The sequence below is a fragment of the Lacibacter sediminis genome, from assembly GCF_014168535.1.
Lineage (GTDB): Bacteria > Bacteroidota > Bacteroidia > Chitinophagales > Chitinophagaceae > Lacibacter > Lacibacter sediminis.
Genome location: NZ_CP060007.1, coordinates 1,753,682 through 1,777,621, shown reverse-complemented (window position 1 = coordinate 1,777,621; position 23,940 = coordinate 1,753,682). Strand labels below are relative to the sequence as shown.

The window sequence follows — 23,940 nt, the reverse complement described above, 5'->3', positions numbered from 1 at the left end:
CAGACATCGTATTCCAAAACCAAAAAACATTGTTGTATGAAACGATTACTCCCAACCTGGGCATCGCTGCTGTTGTTTCTTCTGTTCATGACTCAAGGCATTATTGCACAGAAAAAAACCATGAGCTGGACCACTTCATCAAAAGAAGCCAGAGAAATTGCAGGCAAGGGCGCAGCCCACATGATGAACATTGAATTTGCACAGGCTTATCAGCAGTTTGAACGGGCCCTTGAACTTGATCCTGACTTTACAGTTGTATTGACATTAATGGCAAACCTGAGCAATGGTGAAACAAAGAAAAAATATGTTGAACGTGCTTTCGCCAGCGCAAAAAACAAAACAGAAGGTGAGCAACTGTTTGTAAAACTGGTAACACCCGAAAACAAACAGGCCGACAATCAAAAGCTATGGGCCGATCTGTACAATATGTTTCCTGATGGAAGTTTTATTGGCTTCTTCTATACAATTACACGACCTACGCCTGAAGAGCAGTTTGCTGCTGCACAGGAATATCACAAGAAGTTTCCCGATGTAGCTCCCATTCATAACATACTTGGCTATATGTATCTGCAGGTGAAGAAAGATAATGCTACTGCTAAACAGCATTTTGAAAAGTATGTAGAACTATATCCCACAGGTTGCAACCCTTATGATTCATTTGGCGAGTTTTACTTTATTACGGGCGATATGGTGAATGCAGAAAAGTATTACCGCCTGGCATTGGAGAAATATCCATTCAACACCAGCTCCATAGAAAAACTAAATGAAATAAAAATTGCCAAATCAAAAGCGAAAGCTGATTAACAATATAAATCACAGCTGGCCTGTAAGAACTCCTGATAGCTTTCCTGTAGAAGCCCTGATATTAGTCGGGGCTTTTGTTTAATTATTCCAGGAGAGCAGTACATCTCTCCCCAAACGTATAATAAGGATGCTTATCACCAACAGAAATACATAATGGATAAATACATTGCCTTTTAATATGGCCGCCTTACTGCCAATGTATGCGCCAAGCATGTTAAATACCATCATAGGCAAAGCAATTTTAAATACCACTGCGCCATTCATTAAGAAACCTATCAGTGAAGCAACATCTGCAATTGCATTTATAATTTTAGAAGAAGCTGATGCATGCAGGAAATTTAAACCGGCAACACTAACAAACGCAAATACTAAGAGGCTGCCTGTTCCCGGTCCAATGAAACCATTGTAAAATCCTATGACAGCACCAATAAAGGCACAAACTATCAGGAATTTATGACCGCTGTATTTCACAGCATGAATATGTCCAAAATCTTTTTTGATGAATGTGTAAACAGCCAGCACAATAATGATACAAAGCAACAGTGGCTTAAATACTTCGGGCCTTATTAATTCCATAACAAACGTTCCGCTGAATGATGATATGGCTGCAGTTATGCCTGTTGCTATCACCACACCGGTGTCAACACCAATCATTTTGATGTATTGAAAAGCGGCAACGCTCGTTCCAGCAAGTGACGCAAAGCGATTGCTGGCTATCACCTGCACATGCGACAGCTCGGGGAACAGAATCATTAACAACGGCACTTGTACCAAACCACCGCCACCAACAACAGCGTCAATAAAGCCGGCAAACAACGCACCTATGCAAACAAGAAGATAGATCCACCATTCGATCATGGCTGCAAAGTAAAGGAGAAAGCAGTTTGAAAATGACGAAACCATTGCACAAACTTTCGCTACCTAAATTATTTTTTGCTGTACCTTTCTGTACTTAATAAAACAGCATGCGCAATCTTCTTCTCATCTTATTATTTACAATGGCGATCAGCTGCGAACAGAAGCAAAAATCAGATCAACAGGCTGAAGAACCTGCTACAGATACGATTGTTCCGGCAGATACAACGATCAAAATGAACATCAACATTCCTGAACGATGGAAACAAAAAGCAGCCGCAGGTATCGATTTTATTGCTACGGGAAATGAACCATTCTGGAGTATTGAAATGGACGAAGAAAAATTCATTCGTTATACCACGCCTGACGGTGTTGAACTCACTACTCCACCGGTGAAAGCTGTTAACATCGATGCTGCCACAAAACTTTATAAAGCAGAAACAGAGATGGGGAAACTTGAATTGCAGATCATGAATAAAGTTTGCATCAACGATATGTCGGGTGACAGCTCTGCTTACACCGTGCATTTAACACTCAAACTAAAGAACGATGAAAAACCGAGAGTACTTCATGGATGCGGCACTTCACTGAAGCAATAATCTTTCAGGTTATATAAAATAAAAAGAGGGCGTTTTACAACGCCCTCTTTTACTTGCTGGCAAGTAGTTTATTTCAAATGATTTGACAAATGTTTTGCCATATCAAACATTGATACCTGTGCTTTACCGCCAAATACAGCTTTCAGTTTTGCATCAGCATTGATCATGCGTTTGTTTTTGCTGTCCTGTAATTTATTGGCTTTAATATAAACCCAGATTTTCTTAACTGCTTCTGTACGTGGAACTGGTTTTGCACCAATTACAGCACCGAGATCAGCACTTGGAGTAAGCGCTTTCATGAACGCCGCATTAGGCTTACGAGCCGATTTTTTCTTTGCAGCTTTTTTAGGAGCAGCTTTCTTAGCAGCTTTCTTAGGAGCGGCCTTTTTTACAGCTTTTTTAGGAGCAGCTTTTTTTGCAGCTTTCTTAGGTGCAGCCTTCTTTACAGCTTTCTTAGCGGCTTTCTTAGGAGCGGCTTTTTTTGCTTTTTTTGTTGCCATTTGTTTTAAGTTTTAGAATTTAAAATGGATAATAGTAATTGTTAACGGAATGAATTTAGGATAAATTCTATTACCCAACAAGGATTATACACACATGATGTACACAATGTGAATAAGATGCATTTTCATTGGGGAAATCGCAATTTTTAAATGTTGTTTTTTAAGCAGCAAACAGCTCTAAAATAGATGATGCCTGTGCCGTATAATGACCACCAAACAATACAGCATGTACCAATACAGGATAAAGCTGTGTGAGCTGTAACCTTTGCTGCCAGCCACTTTCAAGCGGATAGTGATACTGGTAAGCTTCATAAAAACTATGATCGAATCCACCAAACAAAGCCGTCATTCCAATATCCATCTCTCTGTGACCACAGTAAACAGCAGGGTCAATTAACACAGGAAGCCCGTTTTCATTGGGAAAATGGTTGCCTCCCCAGAGGTCGCCATGGAGAAAAGCGGGTTTTTCATTGGGAAAATATTGAGAAAGCTTCCTATATAAACGCTCTGCCTGCTGTTGCTGTTTGCTACCAAACCGTCCGGCGTCTGTCAATACTTTTACCAATGGAGCAATACGATGCATTGCATAAAAACTGCACCAATCATCTGTAAACATATTATGCTGCGGCAAGCTGCCCATGTAATTATCTACCTGCCAACCACATTGTGTTTGTGGCTGCAAATGCATTTCAGCAAGCGATTTTCCCAATGAAGAATAGTAATCTTTTGCTGGTGCAGCACGTTCGATCCATTGGAGCAACAGGTATTGCTGATCATCTGCAACACCGGTTTTTACTACGTTTGGTATTATACAATGACTGTATTTCTTAAGCGCTTCAAGTCCGTCTGCCTCCCGTTGAAACATCAATGGATAAGCAGCTGCATCATTTACTTTGAGAAAAAAAGATGTGTTTCCTGTAAATATTTTGTAAGCACGGTTAATGTCGCCACCTGCTACGGTTTGCATTTGTACATCATCAAAACCACATTGCAGCAGTATGTTTTTCAATGAAGAATTCATAGGAGAAATCGTTTGATGAAGCGGATCAATAAACTCACCACTGTACTCAGCAATAACATGGTTGTAAAAGGAAAATAGAAGCGGAAGTTCTCCCGCTCAATACGGATATCACCCGGCAGGCGGCCTATCCACCCCAACTTATCATGAAAGAAATAAATGATAATGCCGATCACTACTATAAGTAAACCTGCAAGAATGATCCATTTTCCAGTTTCAGTACTGTTCATGTAGAAGCATTAATGATCATTCAAACTTACAACAGCCTTATTAAAAAAGCCCTCCGCAAATGCGCAGGGCTTTTAAACCACCACTTCTGACCACCTGTAAAACTATAAGTTCTTATTTTCCCCTTTTGATTTACCGCCGTTATTTCCTTTTACCAGCACTGCTTTTTTTGATCCACCGTTATTGCCATTGCTGTACTTAATAGCTTTTTGCTTTCCACTTGCACCCTTGTACTTGGCATATTTTACTTTGTAAGCAGCATGACGTAAATAAGGCTTTGGCTCATTTACCACTACCTTATAGCCATTGTAAAGATTGTAAGTACGGTAACGGGATGGCAATCCTGCGGAATAGATCCATTTACCATTATTCAGGTATATGAATTGTTTGCTTGGCACATAATAGTACGTCTCAATATCCGGCAGGTAATAATAATCGACATGCTGGTAGCCGGCAGGCCCCCATGCGGGCTGTAATCCTAAATTGATGTTGATTTGTGCATCTGCTTTTTGAGCAAACATGAATCCCCCAATCAACAGAACTAATACAATCATCTTTTTCATAATAATCCTTTTTACGTATCAATAGGTTCAAAGTCAGTGCCAGAAATGATTTCCCGGAGTTATGATGAGCCTAATTTGCTGTCAATGTGGCAAATAAACTGCAATTGGAACAGCAATTGAGCAAGGAGTTTCATTCGAAACATATAGCTAAAAAACAAACCAGTATGATACAGGAAAAAGGAACCATTTCCATTAACACGGAGAATATCTTCCCCATTATTAAAAAGTTTTTGTACTCCGATCATGAGATCTTCCTGCGTGAATTAGTGAGTAATGCCGTTGATGCAACGCAAAAAATGAAGCGTTTGGCAACCCTCGGTCATTACAGCAAAGAAACAGGCGAGTTGAAAGTAAGTGTGTCAGTTGACCCTGCGGCAAAAACCCTTACCATTTCTGATAATGGCATTGGTATGACGGCGGATGAGATCAAGAAATACATTAACCAGGTGGCTTTCTCCGGCGCTACAGAGTTCATGGAGAAATTCAAAGAAGCGAAAGATGCCAATGAAATTATCGGTCGCTTTGGGTTGGGTTTTTATTCGGCATTTATGGTGGCTGAGAAAGTAGAGATACAAACGCTTTCTTACCAGGATGGAGCAGCTCCTGCCCGTTGGGAATGTGACGGAAGCACTGAGTTTGAAATTACAGATGGTAACCGTACAGAACGTGGTACCGATATTATTCTTTATATCAACAGTGAATCAGAAGAGTTTTTAGAAGAACACCGTATTAGCAGCATTCTCGATAAGTATGCAAAATTCTTACCTGTGCCTGTACAGTTTGGCACAAAAGAAGAAAGCGTTGAAGATGGAAAAGATGAAGAAGGCAAAACAAAATATAAATCTGTTACTGTTGATAATATCATCAACAACACCGCACCTATCTGGACCAAAGCGCCAAGTGATCTGAAAGATGAAGACTATCTCGATTTCTATCGTGAATTATATCCCTTCAGTGAAGAACCATTATTCTGGATCCATTTGAATGTTGATTATCCATTTAATCTTACGGGTGTATTGTATTTCCCTAAACTGAAAAATGATTTTGAAGTACAGAAAAACAAGATCAAATTGTTCAGTCGCCAGGTATTTATTACCGATGAAGTAAAAGATATTGTTCCAGAATTTTTATTGTTGCTGCACGGTGTTATTGATTCGCCGGATATTCCATTGAACGTAAGCCGTTCTTTCCTGCAGGCCGACAGCAATGTAAAGAAGATCAACAGCTATATCAGTCGTAAAGTGGCTGATAAGTTAAGCGAACTCTTTAAGAAAGACCGCAAAGGTTATGAAGCGAAATGGAACGACATAGGTTTGTTTGTGAAGTACGGTGCTATCTCTGATGAGAAGTTTTATGAAAAAGCAAAAGACTTTTTGTTACTCACCAACACCAACAATGAGCATTATACATTAGAAGAATACGCTGCTAAAGTAAAAGATTTCCAGACCGATAAAGAAGGCAAACTTGTTTATCTCTACACCATAGATGCTGAGCACCAACATAGTTTTGTGCAGGCTGCACAGAAAAAGAATTATGATGTGTTGTTGATGAACTCACCAATTGATACGCACTTTATTCAGCACCTGGAAATGAAGCTGGACAAAACAAGTATGAAGCGTGTTGATGCAGATGTGCCGGATAAACTCATTGTAAAAGAAGATGCACCACAACACCAGCTTTCTGAAGAAGAACGCAACAAAGTGAAAGCTGTGTTTGAGAAAGCCATCAACAATGCACACATGAAAGTGGAGTTGGAAAGTTTGCCTGCTGAAGCAATGCCCGTAACCATTACCATGGAAGAATGGATGCGCCGCATGAAAGATATGAGTAAGCTTGGTGGTGGCGGTATGATGGGCTTTTATGGCAACATGCCTGATACGTATAATGTATCAATCAATGCCAATCACAAACTCATCAACAAACTGTTGAGTGCAGATGAAGCACAACAAACCACTATTGCCAAGCAGGTATTTGATCTTGCATTGCTTGCACAGGGATTGTTGAAAGGTGCTGAGCTTACAGCGTTTGTTGAACGGAATGTGGAGGTGATTTAAATAGTTCTGAGTTGAGATGCGATTTTAAATAAAGAGAGCCGATGCAAAATGCATCGGCTCTCTTTATTTACCCACCCCTTTCAGTCACGCTATAAGTTTTACATGTTGCTACCCTCCGTAAAGCGGAGCAAGCTCTCCAGGGAGGGTATAAACACGCTCACTACTCATCATTCATTACTGATCACTCATCATTGATCACTCATCATTCCTTCCACTTAAACACAATCGTTCCATTCTTCTTCTTATCACTCTCTACAGTAACATTATAAACCTTGCCGCCTGCTGTAATACGCATTAAAGCTGTATTAGGCGGGGTTTTACCAAGGTTCTCTGCAAACATCACCAAATTGTTCTTTCTGCCTTTTAATGCCTTTACATTCAGCACAGTTACTTTATCGGTCAATTGTTTTTTGCTGAGTACAGGATAGCTGTTGAAATAAACCGTTATACTGTCGCCATCAATTTCACCATTGTCAAACAATTCAATTTTGATCTCCGGCTTATCAATTTCAATGGTCTGGATCACATTGTTATCACGCTCGCCTGTTTTCTTTTCTTCGCCTGCTACATAATTCTCCGGCATTTGGATAGCAGTGAATACGTTCGGCCCATTCAATAATTTAGCTGCAGCCATCTGCACATCTTTCGCCGTAAGTTTATCAACATACTTTTCATAGTTCACAAAATAGTCAATGTTATTACCTGGGAATTTACTTTCAGTAATTGCGCTGAGCCAATCTTCGTTTTCTTTGAGATCGATCTTATGCTGCTCACGCCATTGCTGTTTTACTTTATCCAGATTTTTCTGTGACGGACCTTTTGTTGCAATTTCTTTTATCTCTTTATTTATTGCTTTGAGTAGTGTATCTGCCTTCTCAGGACCGCAAGGCAACTGTACAGCAAATGTGTAGTTATCATACGGCTCGCTTTCCAAGGAACCAAAAATACCCCCACCATAAATACCACCGATCTTTTCACGCAATTCTTCAATTATACGGATGTTGAGCACTTCTGTCGCAGCCTCAGCTTTCAACTCCAGATCCTGGCTGTAAGGCACTTCACCTGAATGAAGTTGCAGAATAAGACTACGCTCATCTTTCCCTTTCTTCACCATGATTTCTTTCTTTCCTTTTACCGGACGCACTTTATTATCCACTGCTGCAAACTTCTTAGAAGTAGTTGGCAAACTGCCAATATATTGTTCGATCAATGGAATGATCTCTTCTTCTTTAAAGCTCCCCACAAATACAAACTCCATGCTGCCTGCATCGCTGAAGCGTTCTTTATAAATTTCAGCAGCACGTTTCAGATCGATCTTTGAAAAGTTTTCAGACTTTGGCAATGCAATGGGAGCAAGCGGATCATTATTATACAACACACTATAAAACGTGTCAATAAATGCGAACTGCGGATTTGCACCCATCATTGCATATTGCGATTTGTTGCGTTGAACATACGATTTAAACAACGATGTATCCATGCGTGGACTGGTAAACGTTAACCATGTAAGCTGAAACAATGTTTCAATATCTTTTACGGTAGAACTTCCCCGTACGCCTTCACTCGATGAGTTGATATAAGGATTCACCTGCACTGTTTTCCCGGCCATTACTTTACGGAGATCAACAGGTGAAAACGCACCAACACCCATTGCCTGTACTACAGCTACGGCATATTCTGCGTTATACTTATCAGCAGCACTATAATTATTTTTTCCACCTGGACGAACGGATGACATCAAGATCTGGTCAGCTTTAAAATCAGTTGATTTCAGTGTTACTTTAATGCCATTGCTCAATGTTAATTCAGTTGTACCAAGCTTTGCATCTTTTTTAGTTGCGGCTACTTTTCCTGCTTTAGGTTTGTTTTCTACCAATGAAGAAGCCACTGCTTTATCTTCATAAGGTTTTACATCTGCTTTTTCTACAGCAGGAAAAAAGGCGAGTATTTCTTCTTCAGTTGGCAACTTCTCTCCCGCTTTGGGCTCGGGCTGTGTGATGTAGGTGAAACGGTTGTCAACTCCTTTGATGTATTTATTCACCAATGCATTTACTTCTTCAATTGTAATGCCGGGCAATAATTCTTTTACTTTCTCAAATTCGTATTCAATACCCGGGGTAGGATCTTTTTTCAAAAAGTAGTTCACATACTCATCAACATAATTGGCGCTTTCTGTTTTATCTCTGTTGTTATAAGTACGTTCGTAATTACTGAGTGTTGTTTTCTTACTACGTTCCAGTTCTGTTGCTGTAAAACCAAAACGTTTTACACGCTCCACTTCTTCCAGCAAAGCCTGTGTTGCTTTCTTTACATCGCCCGTACCAACACCTGCATATACAGAAAATGCATCATAGCCACGTGCATAAGAACCAAAACCACCACCACCGAAGTTGAAGGGCGGATTTTCTTTTTGTGTTAACTCCTGTAAACGTTGATTGAACATGCGCAGAAATAAACTGCGGATGATGCTGTTACGGTAATCAGCAACCGTATTCATTGCTTCATACTTAAACACAGGATAGTTGATGGCAACTTCGCTTGATGAAGCTTCTTTATCTGCAAGGATCATTACTTCGTTTGATGCATATGGTTTTACTTCAGCATACTTGCGTTCACGGGGAGTTGCTGGATTTTTTATACCTGCAAAATGTTTACGGATGAGTTCTTCTGCTTTCTCAACAGTAATATCACCAACTACAACTACCGCCATGAGATCAGGACGATACCAGTCTTTATAAAAACGACGGATGGCATCATACTTAAAGTTTTTGATGATGCTGTCTTTACCAATCGGCAAACGATCGGCATACAAAGAACCTGCAAACAATGCAGGTAGTATTTTTCGGAACATACGTTCTTCGGCACCTTTACCTAAACGGCTTTCTTCAAGAATAACTGCACGTTCGCCATCAATATCGTCATTCAGGTTCGATACATTGTGTGCCCAGTCTTCAATGATCTGAAAACCTTTTTCAAGATTGCCGGGTTTATCAATTGGTATAGGGAGAATGTACACTGTTTCATCAAAACTGGTATAGGCATTGAGATCGTTCCCAAAGCCAACACCAATTTCCTGTAAATAAGAAACGATATCATTCTTCTTGAAATTCTTTGTGCCGTTGAAGGCCATGTGCTCGGTCATGTGAGCAAGCCCCAACTGATCTTCATCTTCATTAATTGCACCTGCATTCACCACTAAACGCAGCTCCACCCTTTTTTCAGGTTTCTGATTGGGACGAATAAAATATGTAAGCCCGTTTTCGAGTTTACCGGTTTTCACTTTTGCATCAAACGGAATTTTGTCCGTTAGCTGCTGTGCAGTAGTTGCAGAAAAAACAAATAACAGGAAGGAAAGAAAGAACAGGTGTGATCCTTTGCGTTGCATAGATTTAGTTTTAAGTGCGTAAATATAAAAGATTGAATGAAACAACCCTGTTAAGAAGATAAAAAGTTGATGGATGGCCGCAAACAAAAAAGGCTCTCCGGAATCCGGAGAACCTTTGCTTTATAGTGAATGTAAGTTTTAAAGAGCCAGACCAATACCTACCTGGAAACCGGTTGTTTTCCATTTTTCCTGATCATCAATATCATTGATGTTATTTAACCCGATGGCATAACGGCCATATACTCTTATACGCAGAATGTTCAACTGTGCACCAAGCAATAAGGAGAAATCTCCATTCTTGAAAGCTTCGCCACCATTCTGAATTATTGTTTTATCCTTATTCAACAAAATGCCAAACTGCGGGCCTGCCTGCAGTGACAATACTTTCGCTGGCTTGTAGGTGAGCAACAATGGAATACTTAGATAATTCAATTGAGGATTTTTTAAATCCTGATTACCTAACTCAGTATAAATAGCTTTGAAACCAGAAACTGTATCAGAATTGATCTGGTTCCATAACACCTCCGGTTGCAACGCAAATTTCTTTCCCAATGGAATTTCAGCAAATGCACCAAGATGATAACCGAGTTTGTATTGTTCATCAAATCCTTTACCCTCGATCTTACCAATATTAGCACCAAGCTTTGGGCCAATACGGAACTGTGCAAACGAAGTTGCTGATGCGGTAATTGCGACAAGAAGGATAACAAGAGACTTTTTCATTCGATTTGATTTTAGTTGTTCTAATAACGGCTAATTAAGTGCCAATCATTTTTTTAACGCTGTAAAAATATGTTAAGAAGAACCGTGCCAAACTTTTTTAAAACATAAACCCTGTTTGTACACTATACAAGGCGCTCCATTTATTTTCACCACTTAACAGGTAATAATCAAAATACACTTGCGGGTTCAGAAAGAATTTACCGATATACCAGGTAGCATCTAACTGTAACCCTACCGATTGAAACTGGAATGCACTTTTCTGAGAGTATGTTTCTGAATAATTACGGCTACGGTCGAGTAAGCGCCGCTGACGAATACTTCCTTTTGAATCAATGGTTACATTACTTCGTGAGCCAATGACCATTAATGTTGGCTGAAGATTAAAGTAATCTTTCTTCCCAATGCCATCAAGCACGAGGTTATAACGCACATAAGGAATAAAGGACAGATCCCTGATGAGTACATCAGATGTATCACTTACATAATAGTATTGTGTTACCAGTTGGTTTGTTAATGGCATCCTTATCTGCTGCGAATCGAGGTATTGCAATGTTTCACGGTAACGGCCACCCGAAAAACCAAGCATGGCTCCACCTTGCAATTTATTTTTACCGAACTGTACATAAGCCAGCACATCATTATCGTAAGGCGATGATGCATTCACAAATTCTTTCTTCCCGAAAAATCTCGTGTAGGATATACCGAACGAAGCATGTTCACCTTTCAGGTAATCGTAAGAACCTGTAACTGCATGTTGCAGCAATTCTGTTTTACCCTTTTCTACAAGTAAGTAATTATTGTATGTAATGCCAAAGCCGCTTTTATGATAATACCCGATCGTTGGGGTAATGCTGAGATTGGCTACTGATTGCTGCGCATTCAACGCTACGTTACGCACGCTGAATTGCGTATTGCCCACACCGAGTGATAAAAGCAAATAACTACGTGGGGCTTTCAGCGAATCATAGAGATCGAGAAATGCATCGATCTCCCGTTCAAGAGAGTCGACATTGATCGAGGTAGAATCAGTTTTTGTTTCCTGCGCATTTACAGAAAACCAACTAGAACAGATCGTCAGAAACAGAATAAGCGGTTTCAGCATAAAGGGATAGGGCGGTTGGTTGCAAACCATAGACCAACCTGCTGCAATATAGTTTAATGGAGCTAAAAAATCAGCTAAGCTCTATCAATGTGATCTCCGGCAAAATACCCACCCTGCCAGGATACCCTATGAAACCAAAGCCCCGGTTAACGTAGAGTTTCTGCTGAGCTTCTTCATACAAACCGGCCCATTGCTTATACACATATTTCACGGGGCTCCAGCGGAAACCGGGGATTTCCACGCCAAACTGCATACCATGTGTGTGGCCCGCCAATGTAAGGGCAATATCTTTAAACTCTGATGTTACTTCTGCATTCCAATGCGAAGGATCGTGGCTCATGAGTATTTTAAACGGGATATCCTTTGCGGCCGCATGTGTTTCATTCAACTTGCCAAAAGAAGGAAAGTTGGCTTTTGCACTTGTGTTGTCAACGCCAAGGATGGCTATCTGTTCCCCATCTTTTTCCAATACCACATGCTCGTTGCTGAGTGTTTTCCAGCCCAATTGTTTGTGCACATTCACCACTCCTTTTGCATTGGCTAATTGTTTTGCACGTACTTCTTCTCTTGTTGCACCAGTAGGGAACCCATAATCATGGTTACCCAATGTTGCATATACACCATGCTTTGCTTTCAGTTCAGAGAAAACATCCATGTATTCCTTCATCTCATCTGCGCTGTAGTTCACAAGATCACCTGTAAATAACACTACATCAGCCTGTTGCTCATTGATCTTTTCAATTCCCTTGCGCACTGCTTCTTTATCGGTAAAACTTCCGCTATGTATATCACTCACATGAATGATCTTGAAACCCCTGAATGCATTTGGCAGATGTGAAAAGCTCAAGGCAATTTTTTGCAGATTGTATTTATATTTATTACCAAACCCATAAATGAGCGATGTGAATAATCCACCACCAACTGCCAACCCTGCCCAGCTTAAAAACATGGAACGTGTAATACCTGTCCCGGTGCCGGCTGTCTTTGGGTTCCAGCTCGGGAAAATAAAACTACCTGCCCATTGTACCACACGACGCACATCATCCACCAGAAAGAAAGCACTGGCCAGGAGCTTAGCTAAAAACAATCCGATCACCACGGCAAAGGCATAAGTACGCAGGAGTTTGTGCCAGGTTTCATAGTTGGTAAAAGTAATACTCAGCATTAACGCAAATGAAAGAATACTGATACCCCAGTAAACGCCAAACACAATCAAACGTGTGCGGGGCGCCCATGTATCGGCTACTGCACGCAGTGCCTGGAACACATAAATATCAATCAACAAAAAAATGATCAGGAAGATCCATGAACCGGCTAAACGTCGCATAAGTTTCAAAATTGAGAAATAAATCAAACACCCGCCTGTTAAATTTCAAACAGTTAGGTAAGTTTCAGTATAACATCGGGGGATAAGTATTGTTCCCGAATATTAGCCTGAACCCTTATTTTTGTCAGGATGGCATTGACTGTGTTTTCCCACACAAGTTTTTGTTTTTCAGTTTGATCAAACCCGTTTTACCGAGATGACGTTTACATATTACGGCCATTCCTGTTTTAGCATAGACGTAAAAGGAAAGAAATTACTTTTCGATCCGTTTATTTCGCCCAACGAGTTGGCAGCGAATGTTGATGTAAATACCATTGAAGCCGATTATATACTGGTGAGTCATGGCCATGCAGACCACATAGCGGATTGTGTTGCCATTGCTAAACGCACCGGTGCTTTGGTGATCTGTAACTGGGAAATTTATTTGTGGCTGCAAAAGCAGGGCGTTGAAAACATCCATCCCATGAATACGGGTGGAAAAAAAGCATTCGAGTTTGGAACGGTGAAATGCACTGCGGCACAACATTCCTCTTCACTGCCCGATGGATCTTATGGCGGTAATCCGATGGGATTTATCGTGAGTTGTGAAAAGAATTTTTATTACAGTGGTGATACGGCTCTTACACTCGATATGCAATTGGTACCGCAAAGCGCTGCATTAGCATTTTGCATATTACCTATCGGCGATAATTTCACCATGGGTTATGAAGATGCCGCAAGAGCAGCACATATGATCAGCTGCCACACCGTGATAGGCGTGCATTATAATACCTTTCCGTACATTGTAATTGATGAAGATAAAGTGAAGGCACATTTTCAACGGAACGGACTTGACTTGAAACTGCCAGCAATTGGTGAAAGCATCAACATTTGAAATTGAAAACTGAGAGTTGAATATATGGGTCGAATAATTGGAATAGCGAATCAGAAAGGTGGTGTGGGAAAAACCACAACAGCAATTAATCTTGCTGCAAGTTTTGCCGTACTCGAATACAAAACATTGTTGGTTGATGCTGACCCGCAGGCGAACAGCACAACCGGTGTTGGTTTCGACTTACATAATGTGCAGCAAAGCCTGTACGATTGTTTTGTAAACGGTGCCAACGCAAAAGATGTGGTGCTGAAAAGTGAAATCCCCAATCTTGATCTTATTCCATCACATATTGACCTTGTTGGTGCTGAAATTGAAATGATCAACCAGCCCAACCGTGAATCAGTGATGAAACAATTACTGCAGCCGTTAAAAGATGAATACGATTTCATCATCATTGACTGTTCGCCTTCTCTTGGTTTAATTACCGTAAACGCATTAACTGCTGCTGATGCAGTAGTAGTGCCGGTGCAGACTGAATTCTTTGCATTGGAAGGTTTGGGTAAATTACTCAACACCATCAAGATCGTTCAAAGCCGATTGAATCCACAATTGGTGATCGAAGGTATTTTGATGACGATGTACGATGGTCGCCTGCGTTTGTGTAACCAGGTAGTGAGTGAAGTACGTCGCCACTTTGAAGGAATTGTATTTGATTCGATCATTCACCGCAATACCCGTTTGAGCGAAGCGCCAAGCTTTGGCAAACCGGTGATTCTATACGATAGCGAAAGCAAAGGAGCCGTGAACTATCTTAACCTTGCTAAAGAAATTCTCCAGCGTAACAACCTCACTAAGATCAATCAGGAAGATAAGGTAATTGAAATGGATGAAGAGGAAGAAGCCGCTAGCTGATAGCCTCTGGCTACTAGCCGTATCTTTTGTTCATCAGTTAAAAATTAAATTCAGTTCCTCAAGTCTTTATAGTTTACTATTCATAAACCTGTTGCCTTTGCTTGCAGCTAGCAGCTAATGGCCAGCAGCTATCTTTCTCTTACTTTTGCGGCATGACAGAGAAAGAATCTCCACGCATTATTTTTATGGGTACACCTGAGTTTGCAGTTGCATCACTCGATGCATTGGTAAAAGCAGGTTACAATGTGGTTGGTGTTATTACAGCACCCGATAAACCGGCTGGCCGTGGTATGAAGTTGACAGAAAGTGCAGTGAAGAAATATGCAACAGAACATAACCTGTTTGTGTTGCAACCGGAGAAATTAAAGAATCCTGTTTTTTTAAAAGAGTTAATTGCCTTGCGTGCCGATCTGCAGATCGTTGTTGCATTTCGTATGTTGCCGGAAGTTGTTTGGAATATGCCGAAGATGGGCACAGTGAATGTACATGGGAGTTTATTGCCGCAGTACCGTGGTGCCGCTCCTATTAACTGGGCCGTGATCAACGGTGAAAAAGAAACCGGTGTGACCACCTTTAAATTGAAACATGAAATTGATACGGGTGATATCCTGCTGCAGGAATCATTTCCTATTGGTGAAGATGAAACTGCAGGTGAAGTACATGACCGTATGAAAGAAATTGGTGCACAGTTGCTGGTAAAAACAGTTGAAGAATTGGTGAGCGGAACGTTGGAGGAGAAAACGCAAGAGTCAATGGTCAATGGTCAATGGTCAATGGACGACTCCGCAACTTTAAACTCTCCTTCACCACTCACCATTCACGATTCACCATTAAAGCATGCGCCAAAAATTTTCACCGATACCTGCAAAATAGATTTCAGTAAAACGGTTGAAGAAGTACATAACCTTATTCGTGGCCTCTCTCCTTTCCCCGGTGCGTTTACCATGTTCAATGGAAAGATGATGAAGATCTACCGGTCGAAGAAACAAGTAACAACCAATCCACCGCAAGAAACCGGAGCTTTTGAAACCGATGGCAAAACTTATTTAAAGTTTGCGTGCAGCAATGGCTATATCCAGGTGTTGGAATTACAACTCGAAGGAAAAAAGAAAATGCTGGTGGAAGATTTTTTGAGAGGATACAGGAGCGGAAGTTAAGAGTTTGAAAAAGGGAAAAAAGGAAAAGAGTGGCCTCACTTAAGATTCTGCATACTTATTTTGTCCTTAAGTACCCGCATCATTTCATTTAATCCTTTCAATGTTCCTTGATAGAAATTAGAAGCCTTGAACTCAGGAATAAAATACTCCTCAATTATTTTTTTAGTTTCTTCATCGCTTAATATTTTTTCGATTCCATATCCATTCTGAATTCTAATTCTTCGATGGCCTTTACTTATTCCAATCAGAATACCGTTGTTTTCAGCCTTTTTCCCAACGCCCCATCGATTAGCAATTTGTAACGTAAGGTCGTCAAAATTATCTCTTGCAGTTGCCGATGAATCAAGTGTAACCAATGCAATTTCAATAGTTGTAGCGGCTTCGAAAGCAGCAATTAAACTATCGAGAATGCTTTCTTCATTTTCGGAAAATAAATTTTCAAAATCATTTACATACCCTGATGGAGAAGGCAAGATTTTCAGGAATCCTTTTCGGTATGTATCTATATCCGTTTTAGCACCGTCGAACACAGGTACATTTGCACTTCTACTTGTTGATTGAGAAAATGCAGATGAAAAAGATAAAAAGAAAATGGAAACTACAGCTATTTGTACTTTGGCTATCATCAGTAACGTGGCTTCCTACTTCGTACTTTCAACTTCTAACTTCGTATTTGTCTTTACTTTCCCCACACCAACTCTGCATTAAATTTCTCCGTACTGATACCAAGCTGTGCAGCAGCAGAATTGCTTAATCTGAACAACAACCCACTGCCGGGACTTGTTTCTTCAACACTGCCTAACACTTTGGCATAAACCGCTTTTCCATTAGCAGGGTTACGCACCATAATGATGGTTCCTTTTTCAACATTGTCCATCAACACATAATATTTCCCATCGCTCCACCCACTTGTACTTTTAAATACAGAACCGGGACCGTTGTTACGATCTGTACGACGGCCGTTATTCGACTGACGGTTGAATTCATCTTTAAAAAATCCATTGCCACCATAGCTTGCCGGTGATACTTCCATCTTTGGCTCTTCTTTCTTCACTTCTGGTTTTGGTTCTTCTTTCTTTACCACAACCTCCTGCTTCGGCTCTTCCTTTTTCACCACCACATCCTGTTTCTTAGGTTCTTCTGGTTTCGGTTGTTGCTTCACCACATTCGGTTCACTGCGCACATTCATTCCCTTCGCAGCAAGAGGTGATAATGTTTTATCAACTTTCAAAAAACCAACGATCACCTTGTTGCCAGCGCTCACCGATTCAATATTATTCCATGATTTGATGGAAGCATTATCAGTTCCAAACAACTGGCCAAGCTTTGCCACTGTTTCGCCTGCTTTTGCTGTGTGATAAACCGGAACAACAGTTTCATTTTCTTTGCGTGTGCCTGTTTGCCAGAAATTCACTTCATTCAACGGAATACGTATTTGCTGACCAATACTCAACGCAGAAGTCAACTCAAGTCCGTTATAGGGAGCAAACACCCGTGGGCTGATATTGTAAATGCGGCCAATACTGTAAAAATTCTCTTTGGGACCAATACTGTGTACGAGGTACGGTTTGCCCTGATTATCTAACTGCACCTGCAACGGTGTGGTTTGTGCAGCAGCAACAAGAACAGAAAAAAACAAACTGAAAAACAAAAAGGCTCTCTTCATGGGAATATCGTTTACGTTGCAAAGATGCATAATTCTGCGAAAGAACCATACCAAAGAAAAGCTTAACGTTTCTTTTGCTAACATTGCATCCACATGAGCAATATTAAACCCAAATATTACGTGGTGTGGAAAGGGAAAGAACCCGGCATTTATACCAATTGGAACGATTGTAAGCAGCAGGTAGAAGGATTTACGGGCGCAGCGTACAAATCATTTACTTCAAAGGAAGAAGCTGAACAGGCTTACAAAGAACATTTTGCCAGGCATATCTACAAAAAAGAAAAAACAGAAAGCACAAAAGATCTTTCTGCTGTTGGCACGCCCATTCACGAAAGTATTATCGTTGATGCCGCATGGAACAGTGTGCAGAAAGACATGGAATACCAGGGTATACTTTACAAAACTAATACACGCATCTTCCACATGGGACCGTTGGCAAACGGCACCAATAACATTGGTGAATTTCTAGCCATCGTACATGCACTAGGTTATTGCAAGAAACACAACATGCACAGCATGCCCATTTACAGTGATAGCCGCAATGCCATTGGTTGGGTGAAAGCAAAAAAATGCAAAACCAATCTTGAACAATCAGCCAAAACACAACACATCTTTAATCTGATCCATCGTGCAGAAAACTGGTTGCAGGAAAACAACTACCGCAATAAAATATTAAAATGGGAAACGGAAGCCTGGGGCGAAAATCCTGCTGACTTCGGTCGTAAATAGTTTATAGTTGCGTTAATGCTTATGCCTTGCACCTTGTTCCTTGTATCTTCTTACTTGTGCCTTGTATCTTCTGCCTTTTACACTACAGCTCCTGCCCGGTACCATTTCTGGCAAGGTTCTTGAAAACCATACTCTATTATTCACCTTTTAAAACACAGCATTATGAGTATGAAGTTCATTATTGCCTGCGTAGCGGCAGGTGCAGCAGTTGGTATGCTGATGGCCCCTGAAAGTGGAAGCTCCATCCGTAACATGATCAGTGAAAAATTTGATGATCTGAAAGAGCGATTGTACAAAGTAAGAAACAGCAGTTCTGATATTGAAGAACTGAAAGAAGTATTCAAACATGAAATTGCAGGTCTGAAAGAAGATACCAGGAAACGTGTGCTTGAAATATTGCAGGCAACGAGGCTAACCGGTAATCATATAAAGGAGCAACTGGTCTCTTAAATTGGTATCGGATGCAAATAAAGGGAGTCGGTTACCGACTCCTTTTGTATTTTACCAACTGTTAATTATCCCTTACCCATTTTTCACTGGTTAAAAAACATTGTATGTGGATATTCCGGGTCAATCGTTTATTCAGGAACAGCATCAGGCTTATCAGCATCTTATTGATCATTTGCAAACATGGTATTCGCAACTGGATCAACAATAACCGTTTTTTAAGAAAAGTATTTGATCCGAAAGGCAATAACCTTACTACACGTGCAGAACGTTTACGCTTAATGATCGAAGACCTTGGGCCAACGTTTGTAAAGTTTGGACAGATCATTGCCGACCGTCCTGATCTTGTAAGTGAACAGTTAAGAAATGAATTAAAGAAACTGCAAACTTCAGCCAAGCCATTTGATACGGCACATGCATGGCGCATCATGGAAGAAGAATTGGGCGATCCTATTCACGAAGTGTTTGAACAACTCGATCACAACCCCATTGCCTCTGCATCTATTGCGCAGGTGTACAGAGGCAAACTCCGCAACGGTGATATGGTTGCGGTTAAAGTGCAACGGCCGCATATCAAACAAAAAATTTCCATTGATCTTGTGTTGATGAAATTACTGGCTGAACAGGTAGTGAAATCATATCCTGAATTAGCCAGTTTCAATGTGATTGAATTTGTGGAAGACTTTGGTAATATCATGAAGAAAGAACTTGACTTTGCCAATGAAGCATCGAATATGATGCGCTTCTCTGAAATGTTTAAATATGATGACTATTGTTACATACCAAAAGTATACAGCCAGTACAGCACACAGAAAATACTCGTGATGGAGTTTGTAACAGGTATTGAACCTGATGCAAAAGATGAATTACTGGAAAAGGGATACGATATAAAACAAATTGCGATCAACGGCACACAGATCATTTTAAAAATGATCCTGAAGCATGGGTTCTTTCATGCCGATCCGCATGCAGGTAATTTACTTATCAGAGAAAACAACCAGGTTGTACTGCTCGATCATGGTATGACGGCGAGTTTAAAACCTGCACAGATACAGGCACTCATCAACTTTATGCTTGGGTTTGCACGGCAGGATACGCACCGCATTACCAAAGCATTGCTGGCATTGCTGAATATCAATTTTTATAAAGACCATACTGATCTTGAGTTTGAAGTGGGAGAACTCATTCAGAAATACAGTTATATCCCTTATGAAAAAGTAGATATCTCCAACTTGCTGGCCGATACATTTAAAGTGATCTTACGTCATGGATTGAAAGTGCCTACTAACTTATACATGCTGCTAAAGGCGCTGGGCACGATTCAAAAATTTGCAGAAGCATTGGAAGCAGATATTTCGCTCATTAATATGATCGAACCATTTGCAAAAGAAAAGATCAGGGAGAAATTCAGTTTTGATACGATCGTTAATAAAGTGATCAACTCAGCAGAGGACTATCTCTACATCGTTGACCGTCTGCCTACCGATATTAAAGAGATCGTCAATAACCTGCGCACAGGTGTATTGAAACATGAGATCAATTTCAGGGAAGATAGTTTTACCAATAAAGCATTGCGACAAAATTTCAACCGGCTTGCATTTGTATTTATTCTTGGCTTGTTGATGATCTGTGCAACATTGCTCATGATCTACCAACCAAACAGCAGTGGTATTAAAGTATTATTCTACAGTACAGCTGCTATTCTTATATGGACGGGATTTAAACTGTTGTTCAATACAAAATTCAAATGATGAGTGATGAGTAATGAATGATGAATAGTCAATAACCAGTAATGGTCTATCGTCCATCGTCTTTGGTCTTTACTTCATCTCATTAAAATGCGCCACTCTTTGGGATAATAGTTATTAATGCGGTTGCCGAGTAATTTCATCCAGCCAAGCGGATGCTCATTGTATGTTGCTAATGCCCAACCTTTGTGCGGAATCTCTATTGTAATTTCATTTTTACGCAGATAATCAAGTGCCTGCTCTTTGGTGAGTTCAACTCTAATAACTGAATCGCTGATCATGGTACTTAATGCCAATGCATGTTCCGGAAGCAGATCATTCTTTGCAATGGTCCCCATCTCCACTCCTGCATAACGCACTTTCAATTCCTGCATAAGATATTGAATGGTTTCGTTCCATTGCGTTGGTATGGTTGCAATATTTTGTCCTTGTTTGATAAAAGTTAAACCATCCGTATGCTTCAACCAATTTGCTGCAATAGTTGCTTCCTGCTTTGAAGGCAGTTGTGTTGTCTTTATTTTGATACGAAGTTGATCTGCTGGTTCTTTCTTTTTGAATGCAGCAATAAAGAAACCTTCGCCTTTCACTTTATACGGCCAGAAACGATAACCGTAAGCACCTGCTGTTGATTGCACCTCATCAATGTTCCACTTCTCTTCAACTTTCAATTTTTTACTTTCCACTTTGTAGTTTGATGTGATCCAATCCAGTATCTCTTCGTCTTCTTCTGATGAATAAGAACAGGTGGAATAAATCAACACGCCATCTTCTTTCAAACAATTCCATGCATCTGCTAATATGCGTTGTTGCCGCTGACTGCAAAGCTGTACATTATCTTCACTCCATTCCTTGATGGCTTCCGCATCACGACGAAATAAACCACTGCCGCTGCATGGTGCATCAATTACAACTACATCAAACAAACCGTGCAGCTTTGAAAAAGCTGTGGGATCATTATTCGTAACCACCACATTTCCTGCTCCCCACTTGATAATATTTTCTTTGAGAATATTTACTCTTGTTTGAATTACTTCATTACTTACCAGTAAACTTTCTTTGCTGATAACAGATTGCAGTAAGGTTGATTTTCCGCCGGGTGCGGCACACAGATCCAATACCAGCAATGGCTGATCAAGCTCAACTGATTGTTTCAATGCCTGCTCTAAAAACATACTGCTTGCTTCCTGCACATAATAGGCACCGGCATGTAATAACGGATCAAGTGTAAAGGAAGGTCGTTCGCCGAGATAATAGCCAGATGATGACCAGGGAACAGGCTGATGAGTGATGAATGATAAGTGATGAGTTGCTGACTGCTGATTGTATATTGACCATTCACCATTCACAATTGACGGCTTCAACGGATTTAAACGAACCGACACAACCTGCTCCCCGCTTTCATGCACCTGCACAAAAGCATCCCGATCAAAACTATTGATCTTACTAAGCGAAGTCATCAAGGAGGCCGGCAGATTCATGTTTAAATGTCATTTTCCTTTTTCATCATCCAAGTACCTGTGCATATGTATTCGACAAAACAGTCGCCATAAATTTCCGAGCGTTCAACTATTTCCCATGTTCCCGTAAATTGATATTCACTTACTTCAAATTCACCTTCGTAATGTATTTCCTGTGAAGGTTTCAATGCATCTATTTGTGCATTTCCGTCTTCATCAAAAAAAGTTGCATGGTTATATTTCTTAATGAAACTAATTTGCCGGTCTTTAACAAAGCCATTAATCACTGCAAGGTCTGCGCCCTCTGCAACGCCGACCCCTCCCATTTCAAAACATTTGCCATTTATTTCTCCATTCTGTTCATTTAGAAACATCATGAATTCAACCGATTCACCTTCTAACTCACCATACTCCTTGCCATACCAAAAATAACCCTTCCATTGTCCGGATATACTTACTGCCATTCATGATGGTTTTAAAACCTGATAATAAAATGTTCTTTCTCTTTCTGTTCCTTCCTTAAAAAAACAAGCCCAATAAAAAACAGATCGATCGTTAAGGTAACTGACAGATGCTGTTTAATCATCTCCCATGCTTCTTCCATCTCTTTGCTCCAGTGAATATCATCAAACACAAATACCGTGGCATGATCTGTCTTTGCAAGTAATTGTTCAAAATAACGAAGTGTTGGTTCTTTACGATGGTTGCCATCAATAAACACAAAGTTGAAAGGCTGTGCTGTTTGATCGATCACCTGTTGCAAGGTTTCATCAAAGTTACCCGTAACGATGTTGATATTCTTCAACTTTAATTCATCAAACTGTTGCCTTGCTATTTGTGCAACAGCATCTGAGCCTTCCATGGTTGTAACAGTTGCAGTTGGGTTTGCTTTGGCAAGATATGCAGTGGTTATACCCAATGAAGTGCCAAGTTCCAGTATTTGTAGTGGCTGAAAATAATTCACTAACCTATACAAGAGTTGAGCATACTTCTTTGGCTTCAATGATGTAGCAGCTATCTGCTGCACCACCCTTTGCTTCGTTAACCCTTTGGTTGAACCGGCACCAAAATCCTCAACGGTAATGATCGTTTCATTTCCCAACAAGAAACTACGTTGCAGTTCAACTTCTTTGTAAGCCGCATACTTCATTTTATCATTCAACACTTTTATTACCAGATCAAACACAAAAGGAGAATGAATACCATGGCCTTTACCATTGGCAGCAGTGAAATAATAGTTGAGATATTTTAATCCAAGCTGAAATGCTGTATACATGGATAAAAAACAGGAATTAGTTATTTGGAATTAGGAGTTGGGAGAATACACTCATCATTCATTATTCATCACTCATTATTTCCTGTCCCATTGCTGAATAGAAAATGAATAAGCATGTTTTTCATCTGCCTCAAAATCGTTACTCTTTGTAAGATTCCATTCATCAACTGGAAATTCCGGAAAGAAAGCATCTGCTTCCAAATGAACATGCACCCTTGTTAAGTAAATACGATTGGCAATTGGTAATGCCTGTTCATAGATCTGCGCACCACCGGCGATCATGATCTCTTTTGTCTCCAGTTTTTTTGCCTGTTCAATTGCCTCATCAAGCGAAGTTGTAAACCACACATTTTCATATTGCGAGGTCAATCCTTTCTGCCGTGAAATAATAATATTGGTACGTCCTGTTAATGGCTTGCTGCCAACCGATTCAAAGGTCTTTCGGCCCATGATCACGGGCAATGCCCAGGTTGTGTTTTTGAAAAATTTCAGATCGATCGGCAAATGCCAGAGCAGTTCGTTGTTACGACCGATGGCGTTGTTGGAAGATGCAGCAACGATGAGAGAGATCAACAT

General features: G+C 40.4%; 24 protein-coding genes. 9 read left to right on the top strand and 15 right to left on the bottom strand.

Annotated features, from left to right (window positions below):
• Positions 1-36 precede the first annotated feature (36 nt).
• Positions 37-804, top strand: coding sequence for a tetratricopeptide repeat protein (locus H4075_RS07570; protein ID WP_182805601.1), 768 nt, complete (start codon positions 37-39; stop codon positions 802-804).
• 78 nt (positions 805-882) lie between these two features.
• Here H4075_RS07570 and H4075_RS07565 read toward each other — a convergent pair whose 3' ends face one another.
• A complete protein-coding gene (locus tag H4075_RS07565) occupies positions 883-1,707 on the bottom strand; it encodes a sulfite exporter TauE/SafE family protein (protein WP_220494893.1) in 825 nt (274 codons plus the stop codon).
• A 62-nt stretch (positions 1,708-1,769) separates the two neighbouring features.
• On the opposite strand from H4075_RS07565, the gene H4075_RS07560 reads away from it, so the two are divergent.
• The gene (locus tag H4075_RS07560; protein ID WP_182805599.1) at positions 1,770-2,258 is read left to right on the top strand and encodes a COG3650 family protein; all 489 of its coding nucleotides are present in this window, start codon (positions 1,770-1,772) and stop codon (positions 2,256-2,258) included.
• Positions 2,259-2,326: 68 nt separating this feature from the next.
• On the opposite strand, the gene H4075_RS07555 is transcribed toward H4075_RS07560, so the two are convergent.
• From H4075_RS07555 to H4075_RS07540, 4 genes are all read right to left on the bottom strand, one after another.
• The gene (locus H4075_RS07555) at positions 2,327-2,758 is read right to left on the bottom strand and encodes an SWIB/MDM2 domain-containing protein (RefSeq protein ID WP_182805597.1); all 432 of its coding nucleotides are present in this window, start codon (positions 2,756-2,758) and stop codon (positions 2,327-2,329) included.
• 160 nt (positions 2,759-2,918) lie between these two features.
• The gene (locus H4075_RS07550) at positions 2,919-3,779 is read right to left on the bottom strand and encodes a fructosamine kinase family protein (protein WP_182805595.1); all 861 of its coding nucleotides are present in this window, start codon (positions 3,777-3,779) and stop codon (positions 2,919-2,921) included.
• Complete coding sequence (locus tag H4075_RS07545; RefSeq protein ID WP_182805593.1) at positions 3,776-4,006, bottom strand: DUF2905 domain-containing protein; 231 nt, start codon at positions 4,004-4,006, stop codon at positions 3,776-3,778. Before H4075_RS07545 ends, H4075_RS07550 begins: the two co-directional genes overlap by 4 nt.
• A 102-nt stretch (positions 4,007-4,108) precedes the next feature.
• On the bottom strand, positions 4,109-4,567 hold the full coding sequence (locus tag H4075_RS07540; RefSeq protein ID WP_182805591.1) for a hypothetical protein: 459 nt from the start codon (positions 4,565-4,567) through the stop codon (positions 4,109-4,111).
• 164 nt (positions 4,568-4,731) lie between these two features.
• Between H4075_RS07540 and htpG the strand changes: the two genes are divergently transcribed.
• Positions 4,732-6,621 carry a molecular chaperone HtpG gene (htpG, locus tag H4075_RS07535; RefSeq protein WP_220494892.1) on the top strand — a complete coding sequence of 630 codons (1,890 nt, stop codon included), beginning with the start codon at positions 4,732-4,734 and terminating at the stop codon, positions 6,619-6,621.
• 202 nt (positions 6,622-6,823) lie between these two features.
• On the opposite strand, the gene H4075_RS07530 is transcribed toward htpG, so the two are convergent.
• The 4 genes from H4075_RS07530 to H4075_RS07515 form a co-directional block, all read right to left on the bottom strand.
• A complete protein-coding gene (locus H4075_RS07530; RefSeq protein WP_182805589.1) occupies positions 6,824-10,006 on the bottom strand; it encodes a M16 family metallopeptidase in 3,183 nt (1,060 codons plus the stop codon).
• Between the two features lie 138 nt (positions 10,007-10,144).
• The gene (locus H4075_RS07525; RefSeq protein ID WP_182805587.1) at positions 10,145-10,729 is read right to left on the bottom strand and encodes a porin family protein; all 585 of its coding nucleotides are present in this window, start codon (positions 10,727-10,729) and stop codon (positions 10,145-10,147) included.
• Between the two features lie 97 nt (positions 10,730-10,826).
• Positions 10,827-11,831 (bottom strand): hypothetical protein, encoded by a 1,005-nt coding sequence (locus tag H4075_RS07520; protein ID WP_182805585.1) that lies wholly within the window; start codon positions 11,829-11,831, stop codon positions 10,827-10,829.
• Between the two features lie 70 nt (positions 11,832-11,901).
• Positions 11,902-13,158 carry a metallophosphoesterase gene (locus H4075_RS07515; RefSeq protein WP_182805584.1) on the bottom strand — a complete coding sequence of 419 codons (1,257 nt, stop codon included), beginning with the start codon at positions 13,156-13,158 and terminating at the stop codon, positions 11,902-11,904.
• 196 nt (positions 13,159-13,354) lie between these two features.
• On the opposite strand from H4075_RS07515, the gene H4075_RS07510 reads away from it, so the two are divergent.
• From H4075_RS07510 to H4075_RS07500, 3 genes are all read left to right on the top strand, one after another.
• The gene (locus H4075_RS07510) at positions 13,355-14,032 is read left to right on the top strand and encodes a metal-dependent hydrolase (protein ID WP_182805582.1); all 678 of its coding nucleotides are present in this window, start codon (positions 13,355-13,357) and stop codon (positions 14,030-14,032) included.
• Between the two features lie 24 nt (positions 14,033-14,056).
• The gene (locus H4075_RS07505; RefSeq protein WP_182805580.1) at positions 14,057-14,884 is read left to right on the top strand and encodes a ParA family protein; all 828 of its coding nucleotides are present in this window, start codon (positions 14,057-14,059) and stop codon (positions 14,882-14,884) included.
• 152 nt (positions 14,885-15,036) lie between these two features.
• Positions 15,037-16,041: a methionyl-tRNA formyltransferase gene (locus H4075_RS07500; protein WP_255460390.1), complete on the top strand. Its 1,005-nt coding sequence runs from the start codon at positions 15,037-15,039 to the stop codon at positions 16,039-16,041.
• A gap of 35 nt (positions 16,042-16,076) precedes the next feature.
• Here H4075_RS07500 and H4075_RS07495 read toward each other — a convergent pair whose 3' ends face one another.
• On the bottom strand, positions 16,077-16,667 hold the full coding sequence (locus H4075_RS07495) for a TPM domain-containing protein (RefSeq protein WP_182805578.1): 591 nt from the start codon (positions 16,665-16,667) through the stop codon (positions 16,077-16,079).
• Positions 16,668-16,720: 53 nt separating this feature from the next.
• The gene (locus tag H4075_RS07490; protein ID WP_182805576.1) at positions 16,721-17,707 is read right to left on the bottom strand and encodes a LysM peptidoglycan-binding domain-containing protein; all 987 of its coding nucleotides are present in this window, start codon (positions 17,705-17,707) and stop codon (positions 16,721-16,723) included.
• 93 nt (positions 17,708-17,800) lie between these two features.
• On the opposite strand from H4075_RS07490, the gene H4075_RS07485 reads away from it, so the two are divergent.
• From H4075_RS07485 to H4075_RS07475, 3 genes are all read left to right on the top strand, one after another.
• On the top strand, positions 17,801-18,436 hold the full coding sequence (locus H4075_RS07485) for a ribonuclease H1 domain-containing protein (protein WP_182805575.1): 636 nt from the start codon (positions 17,801-17,803) through the stop codon (positions 18,434-18,436).
• Positions 18,437-18,598: 162 nt separating this feature from the next.
• Entirely contained in the window at positions 18,599-18,886 is a 288-nt protein-coding gene (locus H4075_RS07480) for a YtxH domain-containing protein (protein WP_182805573.1), read from the top strand.
• A gap of 104 nt (positions 18,887-18,990) precedes the next feature.
• Complete coding sequence (locus H4075_RS07475; protein ID WP_182805571.1) at positions 18,991-20,634, top strand: ABC1 kinase family protein; 1,644 nt, start codon at positions 18,991-18,993, stop codon at positions 20,632-20,634.
• Positions 20,635-20,708: 74 nt separating this feature from the next.
• Here the strand turns inward: H4075_RS07475 and H4075_RS07470 are convergent, their stop codons facing one another.
• The 4 genes from H4075_RS07470 to H4075_RS07455 all read right to left on the bottom strand — a co-directional run bounded on the left by H4075_RS07470 (position 20,709) and on the right by H4075_RS07455 (position 23,940).
• Positions 20,709-22,109 (bottom strand): methyltransferase RsmF C-terminal domain-like protein, encoded by a 1,401-nt coding sequence (locus H4075_RS07470; RefSeq protein ID WP_182805569.1) that lies wholly within the window; start codon positions 22,107-22,109, stop codon positions 20,709-20,711.
• Between the two features lie 2 nt (positions 22,110-22,111).
• Positions 22,112-22,552, bottom strand: a complete 441-nt coding sequence (locus H4075_RS07465) for a hypothetical protein (RefSeq protein WP_182805567.1) — start codon at positions 22,550-22,552, stop codon at positions 22,112-22,114.
• Positions 22,553-22,563: 11 nt separating this feature from the next.
• Entirely contained in the window at positions 22,564-23,364 is an 801-nt protein-coding gene (locus tag H4075_RS07460) for an O-methyltransferase (RefSeq protein WP_182805565.1), read from the bottom strand.
• A gap of 75 nt (positions 23,365-23,439) precedes the next feature.
• Positions 23,440-23,940, bottom strand: coding sequence for a dihydrofolate reductase (locus H4075_RS07455; RefSeq protein ID WP_182805564.1), 501 nt, complete (start codon positions 23,938-23,940; stop codon positions 23,440-23,442).